The organism is Telluria sp. AIW5 (assembly GCF_056680575.1).
Genome location: NZ_CM155289.1, coordinates 1,191,649 through 1,215,637 on the forward strand (window position 1 = coordinate 1,191,649; position 23,989 = coordinate 1,215,637).

General features: G+C 65.1%; 21 protein-coding genes. 12 read left to right on the forward strand and 9 right to left on the reverse strand.

What is annotated here, in order from left to right; translation table 11 throughout:
* The first annotated feature begins 143 nt into the window (after window positions 1-143).
* Genes AC1MEM_RS05260 through AC1MEM_RS05270 form a run of 3 tightly spaced genes read left to right on the forward strand, consistent with a single transcriptional unit; the run spans window position 144 to window position 2,015 of the window.
* Entirely contained in the window at window positions 144-815 is a 672-nt protein-coding gene (locus AC1MEM_RS05260) for a glutathione S-transferase family protein (protein WP_499475783.1), read from the forward strand.
* A gap of 3 nt (window positions 816-818) precedes the next feature.
* Window positions 819-1,595, forward strand: coding sequence for a 5'-3' exonuclease (locus tag AC1MEM_RS05265; RefSeq protein WP_499475784.1), 777 nt, complete (start codon window positions 819-821; stop codon window positions 1,593-1,595).
* A 30-nt stretch (window positions 1,596-1,625) separates the two neighbouring features.
* Window positions 1,626-2,015 carry a response regulator gene (locus tag AC1MEM_RS05270; protein ID WP_499475786.1) on the forward strand — a complete coding sequence of 130 codons (390 nt, stop codon included), beginning with the start codon at window positions 1,626-1,628 and terminating at the stop codon, window positions 2,013-2,015.
* On the opposite strand, the gene AC1MEM_RS05275 is transcribed toward AC1MEM_RS05270, so the two are convergent.
* Window positions 1,990-2,727, reverse strand: a complete 738-nt coding sequence (locus AC1MEM_RS05275) for a GAF domain-containing protein (RefSeq protein WP_499475787.1) — start codon at window positions 2,725-2,727, stop codon at window positions 1,990-1,992. The genes AC1MEM_RS05270 and AC1MEM_RS05275 overlap by 26 nt on opposite strands.
* 234 nt (window positions 2,728-2,961) lie before the next feature.
* Here AC1MEM_RS05275 and AC1MEM_RS05280 point away from each other — a divergent pair, with 234 nt between their 5' ends.
* Entirely contained in the window at window positions 2,962-4,776 is a 1,815-nt protein-coding gene (locus AC1MEM_RS05280; protein ID WP_499475789.1) for a sensor domain-containing phosphodiesterase, read from the forward strand.
* A 263-nt stretch (window positions 4,777-5,039) separates the two neighbouring features.
* Here the strand turns inward: AC1MEM_RS05280 and mnmA are convergent, their stop codons facing one another.
* On the reverse strand, window positions 5,040-6,152 hold the full coding sequence (mnmA, locus tag AC1MEM_RS05285; RefSeq protein ID WP_499475791.1) for a tRNA 2-thiouridine(34) synthase MnmA: 1,113 nt from the start codon (window positions 6,150-6,152) through the stop codon (window positions 5,040-5,042).
* A gap of 1 nt (window position 6,153) precedes the next feature.
* Complete coding sequence (locus AC1MEM_RS05290) at window positions 6,154-6,651, reverse strand: NUDIX hydrolase (RefSeq protein WP_499475792.1); 498 nt, start codon at window positions 6,649-6,651, stop codon at window positions 6,154-6,156.
* A gap of 247 nt (window positions 6,652-6,898) precedes the next feature.
* Here AC1MEM_RS05290 and AC1MEM_RS05295 point away from each other — a divergent pair, with 247 nt between their 5' ends.
* From AC1MEM_RS05295 to AC1MEM_RS05305, 3 genes are read left to right on the forward strand one after another with little or no spacing between them, the layout of a single operon-like run.
* The gene (locus AC1MEM_RS05295; RefSeq protein WP_499475793.1) at window positions 6,899-8,011 is read left to right on the forward strand and encodes a Re/Si-specific NAD(P)(+) transhydrogenase subunit alpha; all 1,113 of its coding nucleotides are present in this window, start codon (window positions 6,899-6,901) and stop codon (window positions 8,009-8,011) included.
* Window positions 8,012-8,024: 13 nt separating this feature from the next.
* Complete coding sequence (locus AC1MEM_RS05300) at window positions 8,025-8,366, forward strand: NAD(P) transhydrogenase subunit alpha part 2 (protein WP_499475795.1); 342 nt, start codon at window positions 8,025-8,027, stop codon at window positions 8,364-8,366.
* Window positions 8,363-9,829: an NAD(P)(+) transhydrogenase (Re/Si-specific) subunit beta gene (locus AC1MEM_RS05305; protein WP_499475796.1), complete on the forward strand. Its 1,467-nt coding sequence runs from the start codon at window positions 8,363-8,365 to the stop codon at window positions 9,827-9,829. The genes AC1MEM_RS05300 and AC1MEM_RS05305 overlap by 4 nt, the downstream gene beginning before the upstream one ends.
* A 2,028-nt stretch (window positions 9,830-11,857) precedes the next feature.
* On the opposite strand, the gene AC1MEM_RS05310 is transcribed toward AC1MEM_RS05305, so the two are convergent.
* Genes AC1MEM_RS05310 through AC1MEM_RS05325 form a run of 4 tightly spaced genes read right to left on the reverse strand, consistent with a single transcriptional unit; the run spans window position 11,858 to window position 16,177 of the window.
* On the reverse strand, window positions 11,858-13,039 hold the full coding sequence (locus tag AC1MEM_RS05310) for an FAD-dependent monooxygenase (protein ID WP_499475797.1): 1,182 nt from the start codon (window positions 13,037-13,039) through the stop codon (window positions 11,858-11,860).
* 2 nt (window positions 13,040-13,041) lie between these two features.
* The gene (locus tag AC1MEM_RS05315; RefSeq protein ID WP_499475798.1) at window positions 13,042-14,370 is read right to left on the reverse strand and encodes an aminopeptidase P N-terminal domain-containing protein; all 1,329 of its coding nucleotides are present in this window, start codon (window positions 14,368-14,370) and stop codon (window positions 13,042-13,044) included.
* Window positions 14,367-15,086, reverse strand: coding sequence for an N-acetylmuramate alpha-1-phosphate uridylyltransferase MurU (gene murU / locus AC1MEM_RS05320; protein ID WP_499475799.1), 720 nt, complete (start codon window positions 15,084-15,086; stop codon window positions 14,367-14,369). Before murU ends, AC1MEM_RS05315 begins: the two co-directional genes overlap by 4 nt.
* A 20-nt stretch (window positions 15,087-15,106) precedes the next feature.
* Complete coding sequence (locus tag AC1MEM_RS05325; RefSeq protein ID WP_499475800.1) at window positions 15,107-16,177, reverse strand: aminoglycoside phosphotransferase family protein; 1,071 nt, start codon at window positions 16,175-16,177, stop codon at window positions 15,107-15,109.
* Between the two features lie 95 nt (window positions 16,178-16,272).
* Between AC1MEM_RS05325 and AC1MEM_RS05330 the strand changes: the two genes are divergently transcribed.
* The 5 genes from AC1MEM_RS05330 (at window position 16,273) to AC1MEM_RS05350 (ending at window position 22,383) form a co-directional block, all read left to right on the forward strand.
* A complete protein-coding gene (locus tag AC1MEM_RS05330) occupies window positions 16,273-18,507 on the forward strand; it encodes an LPS-assembly protein LptD (RefSeq protein ID WP_499475801.1) in 2,235 nt (744 codons plus the stop codon).
* Window positions 18,508-18,566: 59 nt separating this feature from the next.
* The gene (locus AC1MEM_RS05335) at window positions 18,567-19,985 is read left to right on the forward strand and encodes a peptidylprolyl isomerase (protein ID WP_499475802.1); all 1,419 of its coding nucleotides are present in this window, start codon (window positions 18,567-18,569) and stop codon (window positions 19,983-19,985) included.
* 4 nt (window positions 19,986-19,989) lie between these two features.
* Window positions 19,990-21,051, forward strand: coding sequence for a 4-hydroxythreonine-4-phosphate dehydrogenase PdxA (gene pdxA / locus AC1MEM_RS05340; protein ID WP_499475803.1), 1,062 nt, complete (start codon window positions 19,990-19,992; stop codon window positions 21,049-21,051).
* An 18-nt stretch (window positions 21,052-21,069) separates the two neighbouring features.
* On the forward strand, window positions 21,070-21,846 hold the full coding sequence (gene rsmA, locus AC1MEM_RS05345) for a 16S rRNA (adenine(1518)-N(6)/adenine(1519)-N(6))-dimethyltransferase RsmA (RefSeq protein ID WP_499475804.1): 777 nt from the start codon (window positions 21,070-21,072) through the stop codon (window positions 21,844-21,846).
* Window positions 21,847-22,191: 345 nt separating this feature from the next.
* A complete protein-coding gene (locus AC1MEM_RS05350; RefSeq protein ID WP_499475805.1) occupies window positions 22,192-22,383 on the forward strand; it encodes a hypothetical protein in 192 nt (63 codons plus the stop codon).
* Window positions 22,384-22,561: 178 nt separating this feature from the next.
* Here the strand turns inward: AC1MEM_RS05350 and AC1MEM_RS05355 are convergent, their stop codons facing one another.
* Entirely contained in the window at window positions 22,562-23,230 is a 669-nt protein-coding gene (locus AC1MEM_RS05355) for a hypothetical protein (protein ID WP_499475806.1), read from the reverse strand.
* 21 nt (window positions 23,231-23,251) lie between these two features.
* Window positions 23,252-23,857, reverse strand: a complete 606-nt coding sequence (locus AC1MEM_RS05360; RefSeq protein WP_499475808.1) for a hypothetical protein — start codon at window positions 23,855-23,857, stop codon at window positions 23,252-23,254.
* Window positions 23,858-23,989 lie beyond the last annotated feature (132 nt).

Consider the following 23,989-nt stretch of genomic DNA (forward strand, 5'->3'; position numbering starts at 1 on the left):
TAAAGGGCGAGCCTGACGGGCTCGGTGCGTTGACGAACCCTGCCGCGCCGGGGCGCCGCCATGCTGATCGCACATCGGCCCGCCTTTTTGTAACGACGCAACAATGCTAAGCTAGCGGTCTTTCCGATCCGACCGGCCCGCCCATGATCACCGTCCATCACCTGAACAATTCGCGCTCGCAGCGCATCCTGTGGCTGCTCGAAGAGCTGGGCCTGCCGTACGAGATCAAGAAATACCAGCGCGACCCGAAGACGATGCTGGCGCCGCCGGAACTGAAGGCCGTGCACCCGCTCGGCAAATCGCCGGTGATCACCGACGGCGAGACGGTCGTTGCCGAGTCGGGCGCGATTGTCGAATACCTGGTCGAGCGTTACGGCAACGGGCGCCTGGTCCCGGCCGCCGGCACCCCGGAAAAGCTGAAGTACACCTTCTTCCTGCACTTCGCCGAAGGCTCGGCGATGTCGCCGCTGCTGATGAAGCTGGTGTTCGACCGCATCGAACACGGCCCGATGCCCTTCTTCGCCAGGCCGATCGCGCGCACCATCGCGCGCAAGGTGAAGGGCACCCTGGTCGAGCCGAACATCAGCTCCCAGCTCGACTACCTCGAGTCCGAACTGGCCACGCGCGATTGGTTCGCCGGGAACGAGATGACGGGCGCCGATATCCAGATGAGCTTCCCGCTGGAGGCCGCCGCGTCGCGCGCCGGACTGGGCGCGCAATACCCGCGCCTCACCAGCTTCCTGGCGCGCATCCACGCCCGTCCGGCCTACGCGCGCGCCCTGGAACGCGGCGGCAAGTACGACTACGCAAGGTAAAGCATGGCCAAGCTGCTCGCGATCGATGGACTGAACATCGTGCGCCGGGTCTATGAAGCCAGCCCGGAGCCCGACTCCGATCTGAAAGCCGGCATCGCCCTGCGCCATGCGTTCTCCTCGTTTCGCAACCTGCTCGAAGCGCACGCGCCCACGCACGTGCTGGCTGCCTTCGATTACGGCGGACAGACCTGGCGCCACGCGCTCTACCCGCGCTACCGCGAGCACCGCGCGCCCATGCCTTCGGTGCTGAGGGAAGCGCTGCCGGAATTCCAGAAGCGCCTGAAAACGGCCGGGGTGCCGGTGGCAATGCTGCCCGGGGTCGAGGCCGATGATGTCGTCGCCACCTGCGTCATGCGCTGGCTGAACGAGAACCGGGGCGAGGCGATCGTCGCCACCACCGACAAGGATTTACATGTCCTGATCGCGCACGGCGCCCTGGTGTGGGATCATTTTAAAAACGAGTGGCATGACGACGCCTGGGTGCGCAACAAGTTCGGCGTGGCGCCGGAATTGCTGCACGATTTATTGGCGCTGATGGGCGACGCCACCGACGGCGTGCCGGGCGTGTCCAAAATCGGCATGAAGACGGCGGCGCGCCTGCTCAATGCGTATGGCGGCCTGGACGCGGTGATGGCCGGCGCCGGCATCCTCAAAACGCCGTTGGGCGAGCGCCTGCGCGCCGAGCGCGACATCCTGTATCTGTCGCGCCGGCTGGTGGAGCTGAAAACCGACGTGCGCCTCGGCGTGACCTGGAAGATGCTTGCCTACGAATCTCCTTAAAGAAAGTGCGCGATGCTTAAAGCGGTGATAGTGGACTCGAACGCAATTTCACGCGGCTTGTTGAATACCGTGCTGACCGATGGCGGCTACGAGGTCGTGGCCCAGGCCCACACCGGCCACACTGCGCTGGTGCAGGCGGCGAAATTCCGGCCGCAGATCATGTGCATCGCGCGCGAGCAGGTCGAGGATGGCAGCAAGGTCGTCGAGCAGTTGCGCGCCAACCTGCCGAAGACGCTGATCTTCATGGTCTCGGGCACGCTCGACGCGCCGGCCATCGAGTCGGCGCTGGCGCGCGGCGTACACGGCTTCATCGTCAAGCCGTTCAGGGCGGATACGGTGCTCAAGACCATCCGCAACACGGTGCTGGCGCTGGTGCGCAAGCAGCAGGCAGGCGCTACGCCGGACTCTGACGGCGCCTGATTTCCTCGGCCGCGATCGCCGTCAATTCTCCCAGCGCGCGCAGCTCGCGCTGGCGCAGGCGGCGCGGCTCGCGGTCCATCACGCACAGCGCGCCGAGCCGGAAGCCGGCGCCATCGACCAGCGGGAAGCCCGCATAAAAGCGGACATGCGGCGCACCAAGCACCAGCGGATTGTCCTTGAACCGCGCGTCGAGCAGGGTGTCGGGCACGACCAGCGGACCGTCCTGGGTGATCGTATGGCTGCAAAAGGCATGCTCGCGCGCGGTCTGCGGCAGCACCGTGCCGGCGCGCGACTTGAACCACTGGCGCCGCGCCGTCACTAACGAGAGCAGGGCGATCGGGCAAGCGGTCACCTGGGTCGCGAGCCAGGTCAGGCGGTCGAACACGGCTTCCGCTTCGCTGCCCAGCAGGCCGGTCGCGCGCAGGGCATCCAGGCGTGCATACTCGTGGTGCGGCAGGGCGCCGCCGGCTTCGGGCAGGAAGTCGATGGAGCCGGCACGGTGGGCGGCGTCCCCGAAGCCCGCACGTTCGCGCAGCAGGGCGCTGACGTCGGACTGGCGCACGCGCCGGTGCCCGCCGGGTGTCTTCCAGGCCGGCAGGATGCCGGTTTCGCTCCATTGCTGCGCCGTGCTGACGGCAATGCCGAGCAGCCGCGCCGCTTCGCGCGTGGTGAGGATCGGGTCGTCCCCGTCACCGGGGCAGGATACTGGCATGGTATTAATTCCATTCAAGCAATAACTTCTCAGCATCTTACTTGAGTCGGCAAATAAAATGCCGAAATTGATGATTGGGCGACTGTATATTTGTTTTTTACCCACATAAGTCCATATTCACACATCAATTCATGGGAATTAAGTTGACGTCAGGAAATTTGACGATCAGAATGAGTCGCACAATCATTTTCGTCATATCCCGGTTGTCGGGGGTCGACAGGAACAAGGAACCCCATGCCTCAACATCCGCCGGCACAGATGGAAGCAGTCCGTCTCGACGCACTGCGCAAGCTCGACCTGCTCGACACGCCTCCCAACGAAGCCTTCGACCGCATCACGCGCATGGCTGCCCAGCTGTTCAAGCTGCCGGTGGCGGCGGTGTCGCTCACCGATGTCGACCGCCAGTGGTTCAAGTCGCGCGTCGGCGTCGAACACTGTTCGATCCCGCGCGAGAAGGCGCCCTGCGGCGAAGTGGCGAATACGTCGCGCATGCTCGTGATTCCCGACCTCCAGCTTGACGCCTGCTACCGCGACAGCCCCCTGGCAGCGTCCGGCGTGCGCTTCTATGCCGGCGCGCCGCTGCTCACGCGCGATGGCCACTGCCTGGGCGCGATGTGCGTGCTCGGCACCGAGCCGCGCACCATCAGCGACACCGAACGCACGGGGCTCGCCGACCTGGCCGCGATGGTGATGGCGCAGATCGAACTCCAGCATGCGATCGGCCGCATCGACCCGGTGAGCGGCATCCCGAACCGCAGCCAGTTCGTCGACGACCTGCGTGACCTTGCCCTCGACCGTCCCGGCGGCGAAGCGCGCCTGGCCGCGCTGGTGAACCTGGCGACTCCGGGGCAGATGAGCAGCGCGGTGCGCGCGATGGGCGCCGGTTTCATGGACGACATCATCAGCGAGGCCGCACGCATGCTGCGCGCCGCACTCGGTCCAGCGCGCAAGCTGTACCACGTGGCCCCGTTCCAGTTCGCCTTCCTGGCCGAGCCGGGCGCGGACCTGGCGCGCTTTTGCGACTGGCTCGCAGCCTGGGTCGCGCTGCGCGCCGAGACCACCACCGCCCGTTTCGTCACCACCGCCACCGTCGGCGTGGCGCCGTTCGCGACCGGCCAGGCCGACCCGCTCGAACTGCTGCGCGACATGCACAGCGCGTCGCACGACGCCATCGAAGGCTCGCACCGGGTGCGCGTCTTTTCGGCCGAGCAGAACGCCGTGTTCCTGCGCCGCTTCCGGGTCGCCAACGAGTTCGGCGCGGCCCTCGACGACGACAGCCAGCTGCGCCTCGTGTACCAGCCGAAGATCGAACTGGCGACCGGCCGCTGCATCGGCGCCGAGGCGCTGCTGCGCTGGCGCCATCCGTCACTGGGCGAAGTCTCGCCCGGCGAATTCATCCCGGTGATCGAACAGACCTCGCTGGCGCGCGCGACCACGCGCTGGGTGCTCGAACGCGCGCTGCTCCAGGTATCCGCCTGGCGGCGCGCCGGGCTGGTGATGCAGGTGGCGGTGAACGTATCGGCCGTGAACCTGCTCGAGCCGGATTTTTGCGCCCACGTGCTGGCGCGCCTGCGCGCGCACGGCCTCCCGGCGAACGCGCTGGCCATCGAAATCACCGAAAGCGCGCTGATGACCAACCGCACGCTGGCCACGGCCACCCTCGAGGCCCTGGCCGCGGGCGGGGTGCAGCTGGCGATCGACGATTTCGGTACCGGCTACAGCAGCCTGGCCTATTTGCAGAGAGTGCCGGCGAAAGTGGTCAAGATCGACCAGAGTTTTGTACGCGACCTCGATACGGACGAGCGCCGGCGCGCGTTGGTGGCGACCATGATCAAGCTCTCGCACGACCTCTGCCAGGTGGTCGTGGCCGAAGGCGTGGAAACGGCGCCGGTAGCGCGCTTCCTCGCCAGCGCCGGCTGCGACCAGGTGCAGGGTTATCTGTACGCGCGGCCGATGGCGCCTGAACAATTCGAAGAGTGGATCTGCGCCGAGTGGACGCTGGCGCGGCCGCGGGGGACGAAGCGGGTCGAGGCGCTAGCCTGCGCGTGAGCCGCCGCGATACGTAGGGTGGACTCCCGAGTCCACGCGGTAGGGCATGTCCGAAATCGAAACGACGGCCGGCATCGTTATCGCATGCGGCAGTGTTGTAATTGGGCCGCGTGAATGCGAACGGTGCACCGCGTGGACTCAGGAGTCCACCCTACGTATACCTGAACGCAGGCTTTACTGGCCGGGTTTGGCAGTGCCCTAAAAACAAAACGGCGCACCGTAAAAACCGGTGCGCCGCTGGGCATGGGTCGGCAATGCCGATGTCAGCTTTGTACCGCGCTGGCCCCGTCGATGATCCCGCCGCCCAGGCAAATATCGCCGTCATACAGCACCGCCGACTGCCCCGGCGTGACCGCCCATTGCGGCTCCGTGAAATCGAGCGCGAACCGCTCCATGCCATCGGCCGCAACCGTGCACGCCACATCCGCCTGGCGGTAGCGCGTCTTGGCCGACAGCAGGCCGGGGGCAGGCGGCTCGCCCGCGATCCAGCTCGCCTGGCCCGCGTCGAGACGCGCGGACAGTAACCACGGATGGTCGTGGCCTTGCACGATGTACAGCGTGTTGTTCTCGATATCCTTGCGCGCGACGAACCACGGCTCGCTGGTGCCGTCGGCATTCCGGTGCGATTTCAATCCGCCGATGCCGATGCCTTTACGTTGGCCCAGCGTGTAGAAGGACAGGCCGATGTGCTCGCCCACGGTCTGCCCGTTATCGAGCTTCATCGGGCCCGGTTTATGGGACAGGTAGCGGTTCAAAAAGTCGCGGAACGGGCGCTCGCCGATAAAACAGATGCCGGTCGAATCCTTCTTCGCCGCGTTCGGCAGCTTCAGCTTTTCCGCGATCTTGCGCACTTCCGTTTTCGGGATCTCGCCCAGCGGGAACAGCGACTTCGACAACTGCGCCTGGTTCAGGCGGTGCAGGAAATAGCTTTGGTCCTTGGTGTGGTCGAAGGCTTTCAGCAGCTCGAACTTGCCGATGGAATTTTCGCGAACGCGCGCGTAGTGGCCGGTGGCGATCAGGTCGGCGCCCAGCTTCATCGCATGGTCGAGAAAGGCCTTGAATTTGATCTCGGCGTTGCACAGGACATCCGGGTTCGGCGTGCGGCCGGCCTGGTATTCGCGCAGGAATTCGGCGAACACGCGGTCCTTGTACTCGGCGGCGAAGTTCACGGCCTCGATGTCCACGCCGACCAAGTCGGCGACGCTGGCCGCGTCGATCCAGTCCTGGCGCGTCGAACAGTATTCGGAATCGTCGTCGTCTTCCCAGTTCTTCATGAACAGGCCGACCACGTCGTAGCCTTGTTCCTTCAGCATCCAGGCCGCGACCGAGGAGTCGACTCCGCCCGACATCCCGATCACGACTTTTTTCTTGCTCATGTTACGTCCGGTCTGTTGTCAGTGCTTCTTCGAACACCGACGGGTGGGTGTACAGCAGCGCGAGATCCGTGCGCCGGCCGGCGATGTAATCGTCCACGCATTGGAGCACGATCGGGCTGCGGTGACGCGCGCTCGATGCGGCGATCTCGTCGCGCGTCATCCAGATGGTGCGCAGGATGCCGTCGTCGAGCGGCTGGTCGTACTGCTTGCCGGCGGTGCCGCAGAAGGTAAAGCGCAAATAGGTGATGTCGGCATTGCGCGACTTCGAGTAGTAGCGCGACATGTACATGCCGACCAGGCCGGTCGGGATGAACTCGTGCGCCGTCTCTTCCATCGATTCGCGCACGACCGCCTGCTCGAGCGATTCGCCCGGGTCCAGGTGACCGGCCGGCTGGTTCAGCTTGATGCCTTCGCTCGTCTCTTCCTCGATCAGGAGGAAACGGCCATCGCGTTCAATGATGGCGGCAACGGTGACTGACGGTCTGAAGGTATGGGTCATGCGCGTCCTCGACAAATGAGCCGATATTCTACAGCGGTGCGCAAAGCGTTGCTTGCAAGTACCTGTGCAGTGCAACAAAAAAGCGTCAATTGCCGCGATTTGATACAAAAACCGTGGCCAATCTGCCCCATCTGTATCACTTCCACCCGCTTTGCATGTTGTCCGCAGAGCTGCCTCCATGTAATGACAAAAGGGCCATGTTTACGTGTTAGATTGTGAACAGAACATCAATATGAAGGAGGCATGCATGAGAATCGGCATTCCGGCCGAAACACGGCCGGGCGAGACACGCGTAGCAGCAACTCCGGAAACAGTCAAAAAACTGGCGGGTAAACACCAGGTCGTGGTGCAGTCCGGCGCCGGCCTGCATGCGGCAGTCACCGACGAAGCCTACGCCGCCGCCGGCGCCACGGTCGGCAGCGCCGACGACGCCTTCGCTTGCGACATGGTCCTGAAAGTGCGCGCCCCGAACGAATCCGAACGCGCGCGCATGCGCCCCGGTACCGTCATCGTCGGCATGCTCAACCCTTTTGATGCCGACAACATCGCCGCCATGGCGACAAGCCGCCTGACCGCCTTTGCGCTGGAAGCGGCGCCGCGCATTACGCGTGCGCAGTCGATGGACGTGCTGTCCTCGCAGGCGAACATCGCCGGCTACAAGGCCGTGATGCTGGCCGCGAACACGTACCAACGCTTCATGCCGATGCTGATGACCGCCGCCGGCACGGTGAAAGCTGCGCGTGTCCTGATCATGGGCGTCGGCGTGGCCGGCCTGCAGGCGATCGCCACGGCGAAACGCCTGGGCGCCGTGATCGAAGCCTCCGACGTGCGCCCGCCGGTGAAAGAGCAGGTCGAGTCGCTCGGCGCCAAGTTCATCGACGTGCCTTTTATTACCGACGAGGAGCGCGAAATCGCGCAGGGCGTGGGCGGTTACGCGCGCCAGATGCCGGCCGACTGGATGCGGCGCCAGGGAGAGCTGGTGCACGAACGGGCGAAACTGGCCGACATCATCATCACCACCGCCCTGATTCCCGGACGCGCGGCGCCGATCCTGATTCGCGAGGAGACGGTCGCCGCCATGAAGCCGGGTTCGGTGATCGTCGACATGGCGATCGAGCAGGGCGGCAACTGCCCGCTTACGGAACTCGGCAAGACGGTGGTCAAGCACGGCGTCTACATCATCGGCGAGCCGAACCTGGCCTCGCTGGTCGCAGCCGATGCGTCGGCCCTGTACGCGCGCAACGTGCTCGACTTTTTAAAACTCGTCTTCGACAAGGAAGACAGGTTCGTCATCGACCGCGAGGACGAGATCGTGCGCGCGACGCTGCTCTGCCATGACGGCGAGAGCTTGCGCAAATAATACGGAGACCGACATGGAAATCAGCCATACCATCATCAACCTGATCATCTTCGTGCTGGCGATCTACGTCGGCTACCACGTCGTCTGGACCGTGACGCCGGCGCTGCACACGCCGCTGATGGCGGTGACCAACGCCATTTCCGCCATCATCATCGTCGGCGCCATGCTGGCCGCCGGGCTCACCGAAGGGGCGCTGGGCCAGGCCATGGGGACGGTCGCTGTGGCGCTGGCGGCCGTGAACGTGTTCGGCGGCTTCCTGGTCACCCAGCGCATGCTCGAGATGTTCCGGAAGAAGGAACCCAAACGGTCCGCCGATGCGGCGGCGCCGAAAGTGGCCCAGAAGGAGGCCGCATGAACTTCATCAGCATGAATGTGGTCACGCTGCTCTACCTCGTGGCCTCGGTCTGCTTCATCCAGGCCTTGAAAGGGCTGTCGTCGCCGTCGTCGGCGCGCATGGGCAATACCTTCGGCATGGCCGGCATGGCGATCGCCGCGGTCACGACGGTCGCCCTGATTTTCAAATTGCAGGCGCAATTTGCCGAGGCCGGGCGCAGCGGCGGCATGGGGTTTACGCTCGTGCTGCTGGGCGTGGTGGTGGGCGGCGCGATCGGCGCCTACGCGGCGAAAAAAGTCGAGATGACCAAGATGCCGGAACTGGTCGCCGCCATGCACTCGCTGATCGGTCTCGCGGCCGTCTGCATCGCGATTGCCGCCGTGTCCGAGCCCTGGGCATTCAACATTGCCGAGCGTGGCCGCGCGCTGCCGTTCGGGAACCGGCTCGAACTGTTCATCGGTACTTTCGTCGGTGCCGTCACCTTTTCCGGTTCGGTGATCGCCTTCGGCAAACTCTCGGGCAAGTATAAATTCCGGCTGTTCCAGGGCGCGCCGGTGCGCTTCAAAGGCCAGCACATCCTGAACCTCATCATCGCGATCGCCCTCATCGCGCTGGGACTGATGTTCTGCTTTTCCGATGCGGTGGAGCCGGCCTGGACGCCGTTTGCCATCATGGCCGCGCTGTCGTTCGTGCTGGGGGTACTCATCATCATCCCGATCGGCGGCGCCGACATGCCGGTGGTGGTGTCGATGCTGAACTCCTATTCCGGCTGGGCGGCGGCCGGCATCGGCTTCTCGCTGAACAACTCGATGCTGATCATCGCCGGCTCGTTGGTCGGCTCGTCGGGCGCGATCCTCTCGTACATCATGTGCAAGGCGATGAACCGCTCCTTCTTCAACGTGATCCTGGGCGGCTTCGGCGGCGAAGCGGTGGCGGCCGTCAGCGGCGCGCAGGAACAGCGTCCGGTGAAAGCCGGTTCGGCCGAAGACGCGGCGTTCATCTTGCAGAACGCGGAGTCGGTGATCATCGTGCCGGGCTACGGCCTGGCCGTGGCGCGCGCCCAGCATTCCGTCAAGGAGCTGGTGGATAAACTGACCGAACACGGTGTGAACGTGCGTTACGCGATCCACCCTGTGGCCGGGCGCATGCCCGGGCACATGAACGTGCTGCTGGCCGAAGCCGAGGTGCCTTACGACCAGGTGGCCGAGATGGAAGACATCAACGGCGAGTTCGGCCAGACCGACGTGGTGCTGGTGCTGGGCGCGAACGACGTCGTGAACCCGGCGGCCAAAGACCCGAAATCGCCGATCGCCGGCATGCCGATCCTGGAAGCCTATAAGGCGAAAAGCATCATCGTGAATAAACGCTCGATGGCGTCGGGGTATGCGGGCCTGGACAACGATTTGTTCTACATGCCGAACACGATGATGGTGTTCGGTGACGCGAAGAAGGTGATCGAGTCGATGGTCAAGGCGGTGGAGTAGGGTGGGCATGCCCACGCGGACGTTCGCACCGTGTTGGCCCATGAACGCGGTAACGGCCGGTGATCAACCCGACGCGTTATCGCGATCCGAACGTGCGGGTGTGAACGAAGCAAACATGACGCGACGGTTCGCGTGGGCATGCCCACCCTACGGTGCGCCGCCGCCGCGATTGTTTGCCGTCGCCGGAATATTCACATCGCTGACCACAAGCACTGGCCGCGGCCTAACGTAGGGTGGGCATGCCCACGCGGACGTTGGCGCCGTGTTGGCCCATGAACGCGGTAACGGCCGGTGATCAACCCGACGCGTTATCGCGATCCGAACGTGCGGGTGTGAACGAAGCAAACATGACGCGACGGTTCGCGTGGGCATGCCCACCCTACGGTGCGCCGCCGCCGCGATTGTTTGCCGTCGCCGGAATATTCACATCGCTGACCACAACCTCTGGCCGCGGCCTAACGTAGGGTGGGCATGCCCACGCGGACGTTCGCACCGTGTTGGCCCATGAACGCGGTAACGGCCGGTGATCAACCCGACGCGTTATCGCGGATCATGTGGACGTGTTACCGCGATTCGCACGTGCGGGTGTGAAAGAAGCAAACATGACGCGACGGTCCGCGTGGGCATGCCCACCCTACGGCCCCCGCGATTGTTTGCCGTCGCCGGAATATTCACATCGCTGACCACAAGCACTGGCCGTGGCCTAACGTAGGGTGGGCATGCCCACGCGGACGTTGGCGCCGTGTTGGCCCATGAACGCGGTAACGGCCGGTGATCAACCCGACGCGTTATCGCGGATCATGTGGACGCGTTACCGCGATTCGCACGTGCGGGTGTGAAAGAAGCAAACATGACGCGACGGTCCGCGTGGGCATGCCCACCCTACGGCCACTGCGATTGTTTGCCGTCGCTGGAATATTCACATCGCTGGCCACAAGCACTGGCCGCGGCCTAACGTAGGGTGGGCATGCCCACGCGGACGTTCGCACCGCGTTGGCCCATGGACGCGGTAACGACCGGTGACCAACCCGACGCGTTATCGCGGATCATGTGGACGCGTTACCGCGATTCGAATGTGCGGGTTTTGAACGAAGCAAACATGACGCGACGGTTCGCGTGGGCATGCCCACCCTACGGCCGCCGCGATTGTTTGCCGTCGCCGGAATATTCACATCGCTGACCACAACCACTGCCGCGGCGTAACGTAGGGTGGGCATGCCCACGCGGACGTTTGCACCGTGTTGACCCATGAACGCGGTAACGGCCGCTAATGAACCCGACGCGTTATCGCGGATCATGTGGACGCGTTACCGCGATTCGAACGTGCGGGTGTGAACGAAGCAAACATGACGCGACGGTTCGCGTGGGCATGCCCACCCTACGGCCGCCTCGATTGTTTGCCGTCGCCGGAATATTCACATCGCTGGCCACAAGCACTGGCCGTGGCCTAACGTAGGGTGGGCATGCCCACGCGGACGTTGGCGCCGTGTTGGCCCATGAACGCGGTAACGGCCGCTAATGAACCCGACGCGTTATCGCGGATCATGTGGACGTGTTACCGCGATTCGAACGTGCGGGTGTGAACGAGGCAAACATGACGCGACGGTCCGCGTGGGCATGCCCACCCTACGGCCGCTGCGATTGTTTGCCGTCGCTGGAATATTCACATCGCTGACCACAAGCACTGGCCGCGGCCTAACGTAGGGTGGGCATGCCCACGCGGACGTTCGCACCGTGTTGGCCCATGAACGCGGTAACGGCCGGTGATCAACCCGACGCGTTATCGCGGATCATGTGGACGCGTTACCGCGATTCGAACGTGCGGGTGTGAACGGGGCAAACATGACGCGACGGTTCGCGTGGGCATGCCCACGCGGACGTTCGCACCGTGTTGACCCATGAACGCGGTAACGGCCGGTGATCAATTCGACGCGTTATCGCGGATCATGTGGACGCGTTACCGCGATTCGAACGTGCGGGTGTGAACGAGGCAAACATGACGCGACGGTTCGCGTGGGCATGCCCACCCTACGAAACCTTATGCGGCAACAGCGCCGACCCGCCACGCCTTCCGTACATCATCAACTCCCCCAGCAGCGTGCGCGCCGGTTTGACGGCATCCAGCGCCGCCAGCCCCAGGCCCAGCACCGACTGCAGCGGCCCGCTCCCGACAAAGGCGCGCGCCATCGCATCGGTCAGCGCAATGGTGAGCTTGCGGTCCTGCGCGCGCTCATCCAAAAAGCGGCCGATACCTTCCGGCCCCGCGCAGCGCGCCAGCAGTCGCGCCAGCACGGCGGCGTCGCGCAGGCCTAAATTCAAACCTTGCCCCGCCACCGGATGCAGCGTCTGCGCCGCATTGCCGATGGCGACCGTGCGCGTCGTGGCGCGCGCGTCGGCGTTCAGGCCGAGCGGGTAGGCGAAGCGCGGCGAGACTTTGGTGAAGCGCCCAAGCCGGCCGCCGAAGGCCTCGCCCAGTTCATGCAGGAAGCGTTCCTCGTCCATCGCCTGCAGCGCCTCGGCGCGCTCGGGTTTCACGCACCAGACCAGCGCATACTGAAAACCGTCGGCGCCTTCCTGCGGCAGCAATGCCAGCGGGCCCTCGTCGGTAAAGCGTTCAAACGCGCGGTGCGCGATCGGCGCCGCGGCCGACACGCGCGCGATCACGGCGCTCTGGCCGTAATCTCTCGTCTGCGCCTTGTCTTCCTGCTGGCCGAACACGCCCCCTTCGGCGCCGACCACCACCTGCGCCGTGAGCGTGCGGCCGTCGTCGAGCGACAGGGACACCTGGTCCGCCGTTTCGTCGAGCGCAGCCACGCGCGCCGGGCGGATCACCTGCACGCCGGCACGGTCGACCGCGCGCGCCAGCGCATCGACGACGTCGCCATAACGCGTCACGTACCCGAGCGCATCCAGGCGATGCTCTTCGCGGTCGAGCAGGCTGCGCCCGAGCTGGCCGCGCCGTGAAACGTGGATGGTGTGGATCGGCGTGGAAGGAAACGGCCAGGCGCCGATTTCTTCCAGCAACTGGCGGCTGCCCCAGGCCAGCGCGATCGAGCGCGGATCGGAAATTGCCTGGCCCAGCGCGCGCGCATCGACCAGGGCGATGCGCTGTCCCTCGACGCCGCGCCGCACCAGCAACGCCGCCAGTGCCAGTCCCACCGGGCCGGCGCCGCAGATCGCCACGTCGACATTGTCTTTGTGCTGTTCCATCTTCAATCTCTCATCAACGCTTCGATCTCCGCCACCGTCTTCGGCGCCGAACCGGACAGCACGCGGGCGCCCGACTCGCCGACGATCACGTCGTCTTCGATCCGGATGCCGATGTTCCAGAAGCGTTCCGGCACGCCGGGAGCAGGGCGCACGTAAATGCCCGGTTCGACGGTGAGCGCCATGCCCGCCACCAGCAGGCGCGAGGGCTTTCCTTCAGCGGAAAGGTCGCGGTAACTGCCGGTGTCGTGCACGTCCAGTCCGAGCCAGTGGCCGGTGCCGTGCATGTAGAAGGCAGTATAGGCGCGCTCGGCCAGCACGCCTTCGACGCCGCCGTATCGTGCGCGCTCGAGCAGGCCCAGGTCCAGCATGCCTTCAGCGAGCACCTTCAGTGCCGCCTCGTGCACGTCGCTGTAGGGACGGCCCGGCACGATGGCCGCGAGCGCCGCGTCCTGCGCTTGCAGCACCAGCTCGTACAACAATTTCTGGGGTGCGCTGAAGCGGCCATTTACCGGGAAGGTGCGCGTGATGTCGGAGGCGTAGCTGTCGAATTCGCAGCCGGCGTCGATCAGGACCAGGTCGCCGTCACGCGTCTGCGCATTGTTGGCGCTGTAGTGCAGGACGCAGGCGCTCGCGCCGCTGGCGACGATCGGCGGATAGGCCGGGGCCTGGGCGCCATTGCGGCGAAATTCGTAGAGCAGTTCCGCTTCCAGTTCGTACTCGAACATGCCGGGACGCGCGGCGCGCATGGTGCGCACGTGGGCCGCGCCGGCTATCGTCGCCGCACGCAGCATCAGCGCCTGCTCGCTCTCGTCTTTCACCAGGCGCATCTCGTCCAGCAGCGCCAGCAGGTGGTGGGTACGGGCAGGCGCAGTCACGCCCGAGCGCGATTGTGCGCGCACGGCTTTCAGCCATCCCGCCACCTGCGCATCGAGGGCCGGGTTCTGGGCAAGCGCGTAGTACAGGGCAGGGACGTCGGCCAGCAGGCGCGCCATCTGCGCGTCGAGTTCGCCGACCGGATACGCCTCATCGAAGCCGAAGGCCTCGCGCGCGGCGGCGGGGCCATAACGAAAACCGTCCCAGATCTCGCGCTCGACATTCTTCTCGCGGCAGAACAGGATCGACCGCGCCGGCGTCTCGCCGCAAGCCGCGACGATCACCAGCACGCTCTCCGGTTCGGTAAAGCCGGTCAGGTAGTAAAAATAGCTGTCGTGCCGATACGGGTAATCGCTGTTGCTGTTTCTCGCCACTTCCGGCGCGGTCGCCAGCACCGCCAGCGCGCCCGGTTCCATGCTTGCGGCCAGGCGTGCGCGGCGGGCGGCGAAGGGGCTCACTCGCCGGCCCGCTTTGCCAGCGGCGCATTCAGCTCCTCGAGCTGGCGCACGGTGCCGACGTTGACCCAGGGGCCATTATAAATTTCGCCGCCCACGCGCTTTTGCTCGATGAACTTGCGCATCAGGGGGCCGAACTTGACGAACTCACCCGGCTGGATACCGTCGAACATCTCGGGACGGTAGACGCCAATATTCCCGAAGTTCCATTTCGGGTCGCCCTCGTTGGAGAGCGTGTACATGTCGATGCCGAAGTCGCCGCCCGGGTTGTGCCACGGGTTCGGCGTCAAATACAGCCAGGCGATGTCGCGTTTGTCTGGCGGGAGCGGCTGGCCGATGGCGTCGTTCTCCGGCAGCGCGTCGAAGACCTGGGTGAAATCGAAGTAGGGCGCGTAGATGTCGCCCGACAGTGCCACGAAGGGTTCGTCGCCCAGCAGGTGCAGGGCGTTGGCGATGCCGCCCGCCGTTTCCAGCGGCGTCGGTTCGTGCGAATACACGATGCGCGCGCCGAGGCGGCTACCGTCGCCCAGCGCTTCCTCGAGCATGTGGCCGAGGTGCGAGTGGTTGATGACGATGTCGACAATCCCGGCACGCACCAGGTTCAGGATATGCCATTCGATGAGCGGACGGCCGCGCACTTTCAGCAAGGGTTTCGGGCAGGAGTCCGTCAGCGGACGCATGCGTTCGCCGCGGCCGGCGGCCAGGATCATGGCTTTCATGGGCTTCCCGGAAAGTGTGCTCAGAAGGTGTAGCCGAATTTCGGCGCCGCGCCGTCGCCAAAGGCGTCGAACGAGTCGAGCAGGCGGATCAAGGGCTTCAGTTCGGTGTAGCGGTTGGCGGTCTTGCGCACGTAGTCCATCACGGTCGGCAGGTCGCCCATGTAGATGGCCTTGCCGTCGCGGTAGTTCAGGCGGCAGAAGATGCCGAGGATTTTCAGGTGGCGCTGCAGGGCCATGAATTCGAAGTCGCGGTAGAAGGCGTCGATGTCCGGATTGACAGGCAGGCCGACCTGCTTGGCGCTTTGCCAGTAGCGCACCACCCAGTCCAGCACGATCTCTTCGTCCCACTGGATATAGGCGTCGCGCAGCAGGGAGCCGAGGTCGTAGGTGACGGGGCCATACACGGCGTCCTGGAAATCGAGCACGCCCGGGTTGCCCTGGTCGAGGAACATCAGGTTGCGCGAGTGGAAATCGCGGTGCATGAACACCTGCTGCTGCGCCAGTACGTTCGCCGTGATCGTCTCGAATACTTTATCGAGCTGGGCCTGCTGGGCCTCCGTGAGGGTCACGCCCAGGTGGCGGCCGATGAACCATTCCGGGAACAGGTTCATTTCGCGCAGCACAAAGGCGCGGTCGAACTCGGGCAGCACGCCCGGCTGGCTGTGCAGTTGAAACTTGATCAGGGCGTCGACCGCGTCCGAATACATGAAGGCGGCGTTGTCGGCATCGATGCGGGCGAGGTAAGTCGTGGTGCCGAGGTCGGACAGCAGCAGGAAGCCGCGCTCGACATCGCGCGCGACGATGGCCGGCACCGTCACGCCGGCTTCATGCAGCAAGCCCTGGACGTGGATAAAAGCGGGCACGTTTTCGCGCTCGGGCGGCGCATCCATCGCGATCAGGGTGTCGCCGAGTTTGCCGCGTAGCTTTGGTGCCACATCGAAGCGGAAATAGCGGCGGAAGCTGGCATCGGACGAAGCCGGACGGCGCGAACCGGTTTCCACCAGGTCAAGCGAGCTCAGCCATTCGGTAAGAAGCGCGAGGCGCGCGTCCTGCTCGGCGGAAGTGGGGGAGTTTTGATACAAAGAAGCCATGGAACGTCCAGCGGAAACCGGTTGAGGGAGACAATTCCCATATAATAAGGGATTCAATCCAAAAAATCGCCTTTTATGGTGCAGCCACAGATTCCATGAGCTGGTTTACGGCCCTACCATTCCCGCGGCGGCGGGCAGTTGCCTTGTCCGCCCTCGTCACCGTGGCCTCGGGGCCCTTGTACGCGCAAGTTGCGCGGCCCGCGCCCCATCCTGACGAACAAGATCTTCCCGTCACCGTACGCGCCGAGGAGATCGGCGGCCGTCCGGACCGCGAGATCAACCTCGAGCGCAACGTCGAAATCACGCGCGGCCAGACGAAGATGACGGCCGACACGGCCTGTTACCGGCTGGTCGAAGATGAAGTCACGGCCGACGGCAACGTCAACATGTGGCGTTTCGGCGACCGCTACCAGGGCGACGCGCTGCAGCTGAACATGTCCACCGGACGCGGCTGGGTGCTGCATCCGCAGTACAAGCTGCAGTTGAACAATGCGCAAGGCCATGCCGACCGCATCGACTTCCTCGGCGAAGACCAGGCGCTGGTCGTGGACGGCACCTACAGCACCTGCGAAGGCCCCAACCCCGACTGGTACCTGAAGGCGAGCACGCTGCGCCTCGATTCCGGGCGCGACGTCGGCACCGCCGGCAAGACCATCATTTATTTCAAGGACGTGCCCATCCTCGGCACGCCGGCGCTGTCGTTCTCGCTGTCGGGCGCGCGCCGCTCGGGCTGGCTGCCGGCCACCGTCGGCTTCGGCTCGAAGGGCAAGTCCGAGCTGATGGTGCCGTATTACTTCAACATCGCGCCCAACCGCGACCTGACGGTCTTCCCGCGCCTGCTGTTCGACCGCGGCCTGCAGCTCGGCGCGACCGCCCGCTACATTGGCGAAACCGCGCGCGGCGCGTATGGCGGCGAAACCCATGTCGAGGGCCTGCGCAACGACCGCATCACGAAGACCGACCGCTGGCGGGTCGATTCGGTGCACAACCAGACGCTGGGGCCAGGCTGGACCTATGGCTGGAACCTGCATGGGGCCTCGGACGACGAATATACAAGCGACTTTGCGCCGACCGTCTCCACCAGTGCCGAGCGCCAGCTCATACGCGACGTGTACACGAGCTATGGCAGCCAGTACTGGAACCTGTCCGTGCGGGCCCAGAACGTGCAAGTGCTGCAGGAACCGGCGGCAGCCACGAATCCGGCGCTGGCGATCCCGCGTCCTTACGACCGCCTGCCGCAAATTAATTTTCACACGGGCCGTTTCGACGTCCAGGGCTTCGACTGGGCGATCGATGCCGAGGCGACGCGCTTCTCGCATCCGACTTTCGACAGCGGCAACCGCCTGCTGGCGGTGTCGCAGGTCAGCTATCCATGGGTGCGTCCGGGCTACTACGTCACGCCCAAACTGATGCTGCACGCGACCAAATACGAGTTGGAGCGCAAGACGGACAGCACTGCCGGCCTCCCGACCAGCCTGTCGCGCACGCTGCCGATCTTCTCGGTCGACAGCGGCATGGTGTTCGAGCGCGACGCCAAGCTGTTCGGCAGCGCCGCCACCCAGACCCTGGAGCCGCGCCTGTTCTATGTGCGCACGCCTTACCGCAACCAGGACGACTTCCCGATCTTCGATACGGGCGAGGCGGGCTTCAGCTACGCCCAGCTGTTCAGCGAAAACCGTTTCGTGGGCGGCGACCGCGTGTCGGACGCCAACCAGCTGACGGCGGCCGTGGTCTCGCGCTTCATCGAGGCCGACGGCGCCGAGCGCCTGCGCATGGCGATCGGCCAGCGCTTCTATTTCACCGCACCGCGGGTCGGCCGCACCGAGGCCCAGCAGCAGCAAGGCCGCTCCGACCTGCTGCTGGCGGCATCGGGCCGCATCATCAATAACTGGAACTTCGACAGCAGCGTACAATACGATGCGAACGATAAAAGCCTGTATAGCCAGAACCATGGCTTGCGCTGGACGCCGGGACCGATGAAGGTGCTCAATGCCGAGTACCGTTACGTGCGCGACAGCTTCCGCAATGCCGACGTGTCGGCCCAGTGGCCGCTGTCGACGCGCTGGTATGGCGTCGGCCGCGTCAGCTACTCGCTGCGCGACCGCAAGGTGCTCGAGAGCCTGGTCGGTCTCGAGTACAAGGCCGATTGCTGGGTCTTCCGCATGGGCGCGCAGCGCTTCGTGACGGCGGCCCAGACGACCTCGACGTCGACCTTCTTCCAGCTCGAGCTCAACGGCCTGTCGCGCCTTGGGCTGGGCAATCCGCTGGAGTCGTTTTACAAGAGTATTCCCGGCTACACGCGGCTCAACAGCAACGTCGGCCGTCCCTAGCCGCGCGCCCTGACCGGGGCCATGGATGATTTTTGACCTGAATGAGTGCTTCCCAGACTATGCGTACTACCAGTTTGCATCACCTTAAGCTCGCAGCGGCGCTGCTGTGCGCGTTCACGGCCAATGCCGCCCTTGCTCAAGCTGCGAAGCCTGCGCGCGCCCCCGCGGCACGGCCTGCACAGCCGGCGGCGGCGGCGCAAAGCGCTGCCCCCGGCAGCGGTTTCCTGCCGCCCGCGTCCAGCAACGCCAACGTCATCGATGCGATCCGCGTTGTCGTCAACGACGAAGTCATCACCCGCAACGAAGTGCGCAACCGCGTCGGCCAGATCGTGCAGCGCCTGCGCGCCCAGAATGCCCAGCTCCCGGCGCAGGCCGACCTCGAGCGCCAGGTGATCGAATCGATGATCGTCGAGCGCGCCCAGCTGCAGCTGGCCAAGGAGATGGGTGTGCGCGTCGACGACCGCAGGCTCGACGCCACGATCGGCCGCATCGCCGAAGGCCAGAAGATGACGGTGCAGGAAATGCGCAACCAGATGGAAAAGGAAGGCCTGACCTTCGCCCAGTTCCGCGAAGAGATCCGCAACGAAATCATGCTGCAGAACCTGCGCGAGCATGAGGTCGACAGCAAGATCCAGGTCTCGGACGCCGAAGTCGACACCTATCTGGCCGCCGAAAAAGCCGCTGCCGCCGACCGCGTCGAAATGGACATCGCCCAGATCCTGGTCGGCATCCCGGCCAACGCCACGCCCGAGCAGATCGCCGCGCGCCGCGCCCGCGCCGACGAAGTGCTGCGCCAGCTGCGCACCGGCGCCGACTTCGCCAAGATCGCCGCCACGTATTCCGACGCACCCGACGCCCTGAAGGGCGGCGCGATCGGCTGGCGCGATCCGGACCGCCTGCCGCAACTCATTTCCGACCAGCTGCGCAAACTCAGCCCGGGCCAGGTCACGCCGATCATCAAGAGCAGCACCGGCTTCTACATCATCAAGCTCAACGACAAGCGCAACCTGGCGCAGGCGCCCGAGCAGGCGCTGGTCCAGCAGACCCATGCGCGTCATATCCTGATCAAGGCGACGCCGGCCATGCCGGCCGCGCAGGCCAAGGCCAAGCTGGCCGAGCTGCGCGCCAAAATCCTGAACAAGAGCGCCACCTTCGAGGACCTGGCGCGCCAGAACGGCCAGGACGCCACCGCGGCCAAGGGCGGCGACCTGGGCTGGCTGCAGCCGGGCGACGTGGTGCCGGAATTCGAGACCGCGATGAATGCGCTGAAACCGGGCGAAGTGTCGGACGTGATCGAGTCGCCGTTCGGCTTCCACCTCGTCGAGGTGCTCGAGCGCAAGAGCGAAGACCAGTCGAAGGAAAAGGAACGCCTGCACGCACGCCAGGTGATCCGCGAGCGCAAACTCGGCGAAGCCGTCGAGGACTGGGCGCGCGAAGTCCGCGACCGCGCCTACGTCGAGTACCGCGAGGAGGCGTAACACCATGGCCGCGCCGCAGACCGTGCGCCCGACCCTGGCGCTCACCGTCGGCGAGCCGGCCGGCATCGGGCCCGAGATTTCGATCCGTGCCGCCTGGGCGCTGCGCGAACAGGCCAATTGCGTGCTGGTGGGCGACGCCGCCTTCCTCGCGCTGACCGCCAGCCTGATCGACCCCGAGATTCGCCTGGCGGCGCTGTCGATCCAGGCCTTGCGGAATGGCGGCCTGCCACATTTCGGCCGCGAGCGCATCGCCGTGGTCGACGTGCCGCTGGCCGCCCATGTCGTGCCGGGTGTGCTGGACGCGGAAAATGGCCGCGCCGTGCTCGCCACGCTCGACCTCGCGCTCGAGGGAGTGAACGCCGGCTGGTTCGACGCCATCGTCACCGCGCCCCTGCAAAAGAGCACCATCAACGAAGCCGGTGTCGCCTTTTCCGGCCACACCGAATACCTGGCCGAGAAGACGCAGACCCCGCAAGTGGTGATGATGCTCGCCGGCCAGCCGGCGGGCGATCAAGCGTATTTGCGGGTGGCGCTGGCGACCACCCACCTGCCGCTGCGCGCCGTCCCGGACGCGATCACGCAGGACGGCCTGGCCCGGGTGCTCGACATCCTGCACGCCGACCTGCGCGCCAAATTCGGCATCGCATCCCCGCGCATCCTGGTCACCGGGCTGAACCCGCACGCAGGGGAAAACGGCTATCTGGGACGCGAGGAAATCGAGGTCATCGAACCCGCCCTGGCGGCGGCGCAGGCGCGCGGCATCGACGCACGCGGGCCGTATCCGGCCGATACCCTGTTCCAGCCGAAATACCTGGTCGATGCCGATTGCGTGCTCGCCATGTACCACGACCAGGGCCTGCCTGTGCTCAAGCACGCCACCTTCGGGCGCGGCATCAACGTCACGCTCGGCCTGCCGCTGATCCGCACCTCGGTCGACCACGGCACCGCGCTCGACCTCGCCGCGCAAGGGCTGGGACTGGCCGATTGCGGCAGCATGGAGGAGGCGATCCGCGCCGCCATGGGCATGGTCAGCGCCAGCAAGGCTGCGGCCGGCCGCGCCCACTAACACACGAAAGCATCACGCATGAAACACGTAGCACGCAAACGCTTCGGCCAGAATTTTCTGACCGACAAGCTGGTCCTGAGCAGCATCATCGAAGCGATCGACCCGCGCCGCGGCGAGGCGATGGTCGAGATCGGTCCGGGCCTGGCGGCGATGACGGCGCTGCTGATCAAGCAACTGGACCATATGCACGTGGTCGAGCTCGACCGCGACCTGGTGGCGCGCCTGGAAAAGGCCTTTCCGCCCGGAAAGCTGACCATCCACTCGGGTGACGCCCTGAAATTCGATTACGCGTCGATTCCCGTGCCGGAAGGGCAGAAGCTGCGCATCGTCGGCAACCTGCCGTACAACATCTCGAGCCCACTGCTGTTCCACCTGGCCGACTTCGCGCACCTGGTCGAGGACCAGCACTTCATGCTGCAAAAGGAAGTGGTCGAGCGCATGGTGGCCGAACCCGGCACCAAGGCCTATGGCCGCCTGTCGGTGATGCTGCAATGGCGTTACGACATGTCGCTGCTGTTCATCGTGCCGCCGACCGCCTTCGATCCGCCGCCCCAGGTCGAATCGGCCATCGTGCGCATGGTCCCGACCAAGAGAAAGCTCGCCGTCGACGGCCCGACCCTGGCGGCGGTGGTGCAGAAGGCCTTCTCGCAGCGTCGCAAGGTCATTCGCAATTGCGTGGCCGGGATGTTCACCGAAGCGCAGCTGGTCGAAGCCGGCATCGATCCCGGCGTGCGCCCGGAAAACGTCAGCCTCGAGCAGTACGTGGCGCTGGCGAATCTCCTCAAGCCGGCGTAAGCGGTTTCGTAGGGTGGGCATGCCCACGCGTTCGTGCCCATGAATGCCGCAACGTCGCAGGAAACTCCCGTTTACCCAAAATTGACGTGACGTCTCGTCAGATCATCCGTGCCATGCCGCGTGGGCATGCCCACCCTACGGGGCGCTGCCGCCCCGGACTTTCTTGACGCATCGCTGACGCACCGCACAAACGCCTGCATCCCCGTTTTTCACGCTTCATCGCGCCCTTTCCGCCGTTCGTCGCAAGCCGATGGAGAAGCGCGGGCACGATTGCTAAAGTACTCCCATCGAAAGCCCGAACGCAGACGCGGCAGGGCTAAAGCAAACCACCGAAGGGAGCCTGAAATGAACGTCCTCAAACACATGGAATCGCTGTTCCTGGTCGCCGCCCTCGTCGTCGGCGTCAGCACCTGGGCCAGCGCCGAGAGCTACAAGGCGCAGGTGCGCGCGGACTCGATGGTTTCGGTCGGCAGCGAGAAAATGGCGGTCGTGAAGGTCAGCGGCAAACGCCTGGCCCCTGCCACGAAGTTCGCCTGAGCAGGTGCTCGCCAAAACGCGGGCAAAAAAAAGCCCGCCGGTGAGGGCGGGCTAAATCCAATTCTTTTCTGAGGAGAGTTGGAGGAGACAGGTGCAATTATGCTGCACCACAACATATACGTCTAATTTTCTTTAAGAATGATCGACATATATTTTGTGAATGTCTCCCTCAGCTCGCTCAAGCCGGGTTGTTGGCGCAATTGATCACGATCGAAGACACCGGATCATCGCCCATCGTGCCGGCGCCATTGGCGACCGTGCAGGTCTGGCCGGCCGGCTGGGTCAGGACGGTCACGCCATAGGTCTGTTGGTAGGTCACTGGCGTGGTGAAGGTGAAGCTGGTCGGATAGGCGCCATTTGTGTCCTTGGCCAGCGTCACGGTGCCGCTCGTGCTGCCGTTGGTCAGGACCAGGCCGTCGCCCGCGAGGCCGTTGACGGTGCCGCCGATGGTGTGGGAGGCCAGCGAGCAGGTAAACGACGCATCGATGGTCGCCAGGCGTCCTGCCGTGTCGCTCGTGCGGCTGTTTTGCGTCACGCCGCAGACCTGGTGCGGTGGATACTGGATGATGGCAGCGCCGCTGGCGTCGGTGCCGGCCCGCTTCAGGACGACGTTATACGGTGTGCCATAGTCCAGCTGGTTGGGGAAGGCATAGGTGGTGACGAGCCTGCCGTTGCTGTCCTTGGCCGGCTGGACGGCAACTTCCATGCCGTTCGTCGTCAGGACCAGGGGGCCGTACTCCAGGCCGTACACCGTGCCGCCAATCGTATAGCTCGAGGAGCCGCCGCCGCAGGCGGAGAGGCCGGCTGCCAGGGTCAGCGCGCACAGCGCCAGGATCGATTTCTTCAAAATACTCTCCACAGGATGTAATTAAGGCGCGGTGCAGTTGACGTCGACGGTCTGGCCGGCGGTGGTCATGGTGCCCGAGCCGTTGGCGACGGTGCAGGTCTGGCCGGACGGCGAGGTCAGCACGGTCACGCCGTAGACCGCGCCTTCGGCAATCGGCGTCAGCTCGACGGTCGTGTCGGCAGGCTGCACCACCTTGCGGTCCGCGCCATTAACGATCTCCAGGCCGGCGGCATGGGCGCCGTTGATGCGGGCGTTCAGCGGGTAGGTCTTCAGGGTGCAGACGACGCGCACGGTCGAAACGCTGAAGACCGCCTTGCCGGTGCCGGTTCCGGGGACCACCTTGCAGCCGTCCGTGCCGCCGGGCGTGGTCGGCTGCGTGTTGTCGGGGGAGGCGATGACTTTCACGTTGTAGCTGGCGTCGGTGTCCACCAGGTCGGGGAACACGAAGCTGGTCGCGCCGGCGGCAACTTCGAACGGCTTGCCATCGTTGTTCGTCAGGACCAGGCCGGCCTTGGTAGCGCCGACGATGGTGCCGCCGACGTAGACATCGCCGCTGCCGCCGCCGCAGGCGGACAGGCTCAGCGCGCAGGCCAGCGCAATGCCGGCACGCAGGGGGGAACGAATCATAATTTCTCCAAAAAAGGGGAGGGACAAGGCGCGCAACCCGAGGCACCCAGCCGCATGGTAGAAGTTTGCCCATCATTTTAGAGCATTTGACAAGCCCCGGGCTCATTAGGGTGTGTATCACCTTGTAACGCT